This window comes from Vicinamibacteria bacterium (assembly GCA_035620555.1).
Classification (GTDB): Bacteria; Acidobacteriota; Vicinamibacteria; order Marinacidobacterales; family SMYC01; genus DASPGQ01.
Genome location: DASPGQ010000822.1, coordinates 1 through 5,958 on the forward strand (window position 1 = coordinate 1; position 5,958 = coordinate 5,958).

The 5,958-nt window shown below is 62.2% G+C and carries 8 protein-coding genes and 1 tRNA gene; all 9 read right to left on the reverse strand.

Going from position 1 to position 5,958, the window contains the following annotated elements:
- Positions 1-112 precede the first annotated feature (112 nt).
- Positions 113-565 carry a 30S ribosomal protein S6 gene (rpsF, locus tag VEK15_32755; protein HXV65513.1) on the reverse strand — a complete coding sequence of 151 codons (453 nt, stop codon included), beginning with the start codon at positions 563-565 and terminating at the stop codon, positions 113-115.
- 37 nt (positions 566-602) lie between these two features.
- Positions 603-1,244: an aminoacyl-tRNA hydrolase gene (pth, locus tag VEK15_32760; GenBank protein HXV65514.1), complete on the reverse strand. Its 642-nt coding sequence runs from the start codon at positions 1,242-1,244 to the stop codon at positions 603-605.
- Positions 1,216-1,890 carry a 50S ribosomal protein L25 gene (locus VEK15_32765; protein HXV65515.1) on the reverse strand — a complete coding sequence of 225 codons (675 nt, stop codon included), beginning with the start codon at positions 1,888-1,890 and terminating at the stop codon, positions 1,216-1,218. The genes pth and VEK15_32765 overlap by 29 nt, the downstream gene beginning before the upstream one ends.
- A gap of 276 nt (positions 1,891-2,166) precedes the next feature.
- Positions 2,167-3,108, reverse strand: coding sequence for a ribose-phosphate pyrophosphokinase (locus VEK15_32770; protein ID HXV65516.1), 942 nt, complete (start codon positions 3,106-3,108; stop codon positions 2,167-2,169).
- A gap of 34 nt (positions 3,109-3,142) precedes the next feature.
- Positions 3,143-3,217: transfer RNA gene (locus VEK15_32775), tRNA-Gln, on the reverse strand.
- Between the two features lie 136 nt (positions 3,218-3,353).
- On the reverse strand, positions 3,354-3,713 hold the full coding sequence (gene spoVG / locus VEK15_32780) for a septation regulator SpoVG (GenBank protein HXV65517.1): 360 nt from the start codon (positions 3,711-3,713) through the stop codon (positions 3,354-3,356).
- A 48-nt stretch (positions 3,714-3,761) separates the two neighbouring features.
- Entirely contained in the window at positions 3,762-4,649 is an 888-nt protein-coding gene (ispE, locus tag VEK15_32785) for a 4-(cytidine 5'-diphospho)-2-C-methyl-D-erythritol kinase (protein HXV65518.1), read from the reverse strand.
- A complete protein-coding gene (locus VEK15_32790; protein HXV65519.1) occupies positions 4,646-5,455 on the reverse strand; it encodes a hypothetical protein in 810 nt (269 codons plus the stop codon). The genes ispE and VEK15_32790 overlap by 4 nt, the downstream gene beginning before the upstream one ends.
- The coding region (locus tag VEK15_32795) for a tetratricopeptide repeat protein (GenBank protein ID HXV65520.1) at positions 5,452-5,958 on the reverse strand (507 nt) is incomplete at its 5' end. The genes VEK15_32790 and VEK15_32795, both read right to left, overlap by 4 nt.

The window sequence follows — 5,958 nt, forward strand, 5'->3', positions numbered from 1 at the left end:
TTTTGTCGAGAAGAGGGTTGACCTTGGCCCGGCGATAGAAGAAGCGTCGCTTTCCGCCGGCTCCCCCAACCGAGGGTTTGCGCGCCATCGTGCCGGATTTCTTTTGCATCACTCAAATCTCCTTTACCGACTCGTCGGAAATCGATTCGTCGTCCGGCGCACTCCCGTCGGGGGATGCCTCCGCGACCGGCGTCTCGCGCGACCGCCGCACCCGGCGTTCCCGGCGGGCGGCATCCTTCTCGGCTCGCCGTGATTTGCGCCGCTCCTGCTTCACTCGCTCTTCGTCCACACGCACCGTCAAGAACCGCAACACCCCGTCAGTGACCCGCAAACGTCGCTCGATCTCGGAGATTGCCGCGGGCGGGGCCTTCAGGTAGCTCAGGATGTAGTTACCCTCCCAATGACCCTTGATCCGGTACGCGAGTCGGCGCTTTCCCCAGGGCTCGGTGCTCTCGATCTCGACACCCTGCCTGGAAATCAGCTCCTCGATCTTCCCGACCAGTGCCGTCGACCCATCCTCGTCCAGCGTGGGATCGAGAATGTACATCATCTCGTACGTACGCAAGTCTGCCTCCTGCTGTGGCTCGGGCCATGCTGCCCAATCATGGCTCCGGCCCGCTCGCACCGGACGGCGGGTCCGCCGCCGCGTTAAAGAGAGACTGGGCTTTGGCCAGCCCCTCGGTCAGGACCGTCCTCGTGGCCGCCACGACACGGTCCAGGACCTGGTTCACGGTCTTCGTCTCTTCGTCGCTGAACCGGGACAGCACGAAGTCCTCGAGCCTGTCGAGGGCGGCTTCCGGGTGGATCCCGATACGCATCCTGGGGAAATCCTCCCCGTGAAGTGCGTCGATGACCGATTGGAGCCCGCGGTGTCCTCCGGAACTTCCCCCTGGCCGCAGCCTCAACCGCCCCAACGGCAGCGCCACGTCATCGAGGTAGACGAGGACCGCCGATCGGCCGATGGCGAGCCTGTCCACCCATGCCCTGACGGACTCTCCGCTCAAGTTCATATAAGTCAGCGGCTTCAGCAGCGTCAATGGGCAGCCTTCGAGCACGATCTCGGCCGACATATCCGTAGAAGTCGCCCGCTTCCAGCGGCCGCCGCTCGCGCGCAGGAGTCGATCGACGGCTTCGAATCCCACGTTGTGCCGCGTACCTTCGTAGCGACTCCCGGGATTGCCGAGACCGACGAGGAGTCGAAGCGCCGATTTGGCATCAATCCTTGTCGCTTTCGCCCTCCGCAGGAGCTCCTGGTCTCGCCTCGGCGCCCTCGCCCTCTGCCGGAGCTTCGGCCGCGGCTTCCTCCGCCGGCTTCTCTTCGACTTCCACCTTGGGCGCAATGACGTGGGCGATTACCACGTTCGGTTCGGAGACGAGCTTGACACCGTCGGGGAGAGACAGATCCGCCGCCCTCAGGTAGTCGCCCATATCGAGCGCGGAGACATCCGCGACGATCGTCTCCGGTATGTCTTTCGGGAGGCACGAGATTTCCACCGTTCGGGTGATGAAATCGAGTATGCCGCCAGCCTGCTTGACCCCGATCGCGACGCCGGTCAGCTCGATGGCCACGTCCAGAGTCAGCTCCTTGTCCATGGCCACGCGGATCAGATCGGCGTGCAGCAGATGGTGCTGCACCGGCTCGATCTGATAGTCGGTGATCATTACGTTCTCTTTGCCTTTGTTACCCTTGATGGCCAGCTCGAAAATCGTATTGATGCCGCCGTGAGATCGGATGATGCCGGTCACGGCGCGGGGGTCGAGTGTCAGGGGCACGCTCTCCTTGCCTCCCCCGTAGAGGACGGCCGGAACCTTGCCCTCCGCGCGAAGGCGACGGCTCGGCCCTTTGCCGAACGCCGATCGCGGCTCTGCCTCCATCGTCAACGATGCCATGGAATCGGTTCCTTTCTCCTCGAGAGAAACAGCCGGCAATTATACAACAGGAGAATCGAGTTCGGTATAACGGAGCAGGGTGCTGAAGAACTCAGCCCACCCTGCGCGAGCGGAGCGAGCCCGGCGCAATCGTCCGCATTCGGGCTGCTTCGAAGATATGAGATGTGAGCACGCAGTGCGAATAATTGCCGCGCCGTAAGCAGCCCCGAGCCGTGGCGGCCGGTCGATTACAGGTCCCGCCACGGCATTGAGTACTAGAACTAGCTAGAGACTAGACTAGACGAAGAGCTTGCTCACGGATGTCTCGTCGTGAACGCTCAAGATCGCCTCTCCGAGGAGGCGGGCCACGGAGAGAACTTCGATCTTGTCGCACGCCCGGGCGTTCGGCCTCAGCGGGATCGTGTTGGAAACGATGAGCTTCTCGATGGAGGAATCCTCGATGCGCTCCACGGCGGGTCCGGATAGTACCGGGTGGGTACAGCAGGCCAAAACCCGGTCGGCGCCTGCCTCGCGCAAGGCTTCGACGGCTTTCACTAGAGTTCCGGCCGAGTCCACGATGTCGTCTACGATCAGTGCGGTCTTCCCGACGACATCGCCGATCACATGGATGGTCTCCACCTCGTTGTTTCCGCCGCGGCGTTTGTCCATGACCGCTAGGGCTACCCGGAGCCGCTTCGCGTAAGCTCGAGCCCGCTCCACACCTCCAGCATCGGGTGAAACGATGACGAGTCTCTGGAGACCGAGAGAGGTAACCCTTTCGAGCATGACGGGTGCGGCAAACAGGTGATCGACTGGAATGTTGAAGAAGCCCTGGATTTGACCTGCGTGGAGATCCATTGTGATGACTCGAGAAGTGCCCGCGGTCGAGATCAGATCGGCGACGAGCTTCGCAGAGATGGGGACCCGTGGCCGCTCCTTCCGGTCCTGGCGGGCGTAACCATAGTAAGGGAGGACCGCCGTGATCCGGCTCGCCGACGCCCGCTTGAAAGCGTCGATCATCACCAGCAGCTCCATGAGGTGCTCGTTGACCGGCGGCCCCGTCGGCTGGACGACGAAGACATCGGCTCCCCGCACGTTTTCCGTAATCTGGAACGAAACTTCGCTGTCGGCGAACCTCGTGAGCTCGGCGCCTCTCAGCTCGACGCCGAGGCTATCAGCGATCTCCTGGACGAGCTTCGGGTTGCAAGTTCCGCCGAACAGCTTGAGCGGTCGTTTCATGTCCTCGATATTCTAAGTGATTGGGGGCGCGGGTTGGCTGGGGCGGAAGGATTCGAACCTTCGAATACCGGATCCAAAGTCCGGCGCCTTACCGCTTGGCCACGCCCCATCCCTGCCGTTACATCGGCTCTGCCGACCATGTTAGCAAACGTCCGGGTTGATCAAGAGGGACCGACCTGAAGGAGTGCTCGATGTCGTGGCGGGACCAGCGAACGCAGCCTGGGCTCAAGTTATTCATCACCCTGCTAGGCTTCGCTCACTCCACTCGGCCGCGTGGGGCTCGGGGCGCTCGGAGAGGAGCGGACGGCGATTCTCTCTCCGGGAAGCGCACGCGGCTCGAGCCGTTCTGCCTCGTCGACTTCGACCCGGTAGCGGTTCAATATATGGTCTTCCATCTTTCGACGGGTGTCGCTGTTCAACGGGTGGGCGATATCCCGGAAGGTTCCGTCCTTCCGCTTCTTGCTCGGCATCGAGACGAATAATCCCTTGGGACCGTGGATGATCTTGATGTCGCTAATGACGAAGCAGTCATCGAGAATGATCGAGACGAACGCCTTCAGCTTCTCGTCGTCAACGGGGAAAATCCGGACCTCGGTGATTTCCATCGAAGATCTCCTTCCGAGTCGGCCGGCAACCGCGTGCTGACCGAGTCCTCAATCTGGGACCGCGAGCAACTTTTCTCGATAGATTTGGCCACGGAGTGTCCTGGTGAGCACGACTCGAACGCCCTCGTGGCCTAGAGAACGTGCGGCCTCGCGCGCTCGGGCCTCATCGTGGAAAACGCCGAATATGGACGACCCACTGCCCGACATCATGGAGACGGAAGCACCCTTCTGGCACAGTATCTGTTTGCACTCATGGATGGAGGCGGAATGCTCGCCCGCTGCCCCCTCAAGATCGTTCACCAGCTCTCCCAATCCTTCGAGGAACGTGGGATCGCCCCAAGCGAAGTGGGCAAGTTTAAGACTCGACCCTTTGTTTGTCAACCGCAAACTGCGGTAAGCGGCCGCGGTCGAAATCGAGAAGTCGGGCAGAATCAACACGATGTAAAAGTCAGGCTCGAACGCCAGAGGATACACTTCGTCGCCGCGGCCCACGGCAAGGGCCGTTCCGCCGCGCAGAAAGAACGGAACGTCCATACCGATGCGGCAGGCCACGCGGTGGAGGTCGTCGATCGGGGTCGATAGCTTCCAGAGCCGATCCAGAGCGAGGAGGGTTACGGCCGCGTCCGCGCTACCCCCTCCGAGACCGGCACCGGCCGGGATCCGTTTTCGGATGTGAATCGAGACATCGGGAGGAATTCCCGCGGCGTCGGCCAGAAAAGCGGCGGCTTTGTGGACGAGGTTCGCGCTGCCGGTGGGCAGCTCCCTGTCATCGCAAGAGATCTCGATTCCATCGCCCTCGGAGTAGCTCAGCTCGTCGTGAAGGTCGATGGTCTGCAGGATGGTTCGGATCTCGTGATAGCCGTCTGGTCTCGAGCTCAGGACCTCGAGACCGAGGTTGATCTTGGCGAATGCGCGAGCGGAGAGTCTTTGGCTCACGGGGGGGGCTCGCGAGTCACTACGAAAACGGCTTCTCCGTCGACTTCCGCGGGGCGCAGTCGGGTCGCACCCTCCGCCAACTCCAGAACGAACACATTCTCGGCAAGAGGAACGTTCACGTCGACTTCTTCGGTCAGAATCCGCGCTCGGAGCGTGTCGTTCTCGAGGACGACCGCGTCGGGGAAATTCCGACCGGCGTTCTTCCATCGGCTCTCGTAGCGCGCGCGATACCCAGGAGCCCGGGCTTCCACGACCTGTCCGAGATCGTCCAAAACGAGGGCACGACCGCCATCGAAGCGCAATATCACGCTCGCTCCTTCACGTTCACCCGAAACGACCGTCGCCGGATCGAAAACGACCCCGACGCCGGACAGGATCGCCATCAGGTCTCTCGTGTCGAGCTCGACCCCGAGAAGAAGCGCTACGACGGACTCGACGTCGCTCTCCAGAACGTACTGTTTTCTCCCCGGAAAGTAGGCGAGGATCTGCGTTTCGTCGGCGACGGCGCTCCATCGGGTCGCGCCGAACGCTCCGAGAAGCTCGACACGCATGCGGTCGGGTCGTTCGAACACCACGACCAGGCGCGCGTCGAAGCCGCCCTCCGGTCCTCGTCCTCGAACGCGCACCAACCCTTGATAGCGATGTACACTCTCGGCTTGCCGCTCGAGCGCCTCCAGCATCGCCTCGATCTCGGATGGACTCAACGGCACGGGCGGAGGACGTGGCGGCAGGGTTTTTCGCGCGCAGCCAAACGAGAGCGCGAGGACGACGACCGCGCCACCGAGCACGGCCCCGAGGCGGGTCATCGGTCGCGCGCGGCTTCCTCGATCTTGCGGGCTACCGTGTCTTTCTCGACCTCGTCATCTTCCTCAGCGAGGGCCTGGCGCCAGTAAGAGACGGCCCTCTCCCGATTTCCCATCTCGTAGTAGAGATCCCCGAGATGATCGTAGACGACTCCGGTCAACCGCAGGCTCTCAATCGCCCTGAGCAAGTGCTCCTCCGCCAGATCGAGCTTGCCCATCTTGAAATAGACCCAACCGAGGCTGTCGAGGTAGGCGCCGTTATAGGGATCCTGGGCCAGCGCGCGTTTTATGTAATCGAGTGATTCTTCCAGCCGCACGTCACGTTCGGCGAGCATGTAGCCGAGGTAGTTGAGGGCGGCGCCGCTCTCGGGATCCCGCTCGAGAACTTTCTTGAACAGAGCCTCGGCCTCGTCGAACTTCCTCAAACGCTCCTGGATGGCCGCCATCTGGAACAAGAGACCAACGCTGTCGGGCCGAGCTTCGAGCCGCGAGCGCAGAAACGCCTC

Coding starts and splice junctions, on each gene's coding strand:
- VEK15_32765 (HXV65515.1), bottom strand. CDS start 1,890: ATGGCATCGTTGACGATGGAGGCAGAGCCGCGATCGGCGTTCGGCAAA.
- VEK15_32770 (HXV65516.1), bottom strand. CDS start 3,108: ATGAAACGACCGCTCAAGCTGTTCGGCGGAACTTGCAACCCGAAGCTC.
- spoVG (HXV65517.1), bottom strand. CDS start 3,713: ATGGAAATCACCGAGGTCCGGATTTTCCCCGTTGACGACGAGAAGCTG.
- VEK15_32790 (HXV65519.1), bottom strand. CDS start 5,455: ATGACCCGCCTCGGGGCCGTGCTCGGTGGCGCGGTCGTCGTCCTCGCG.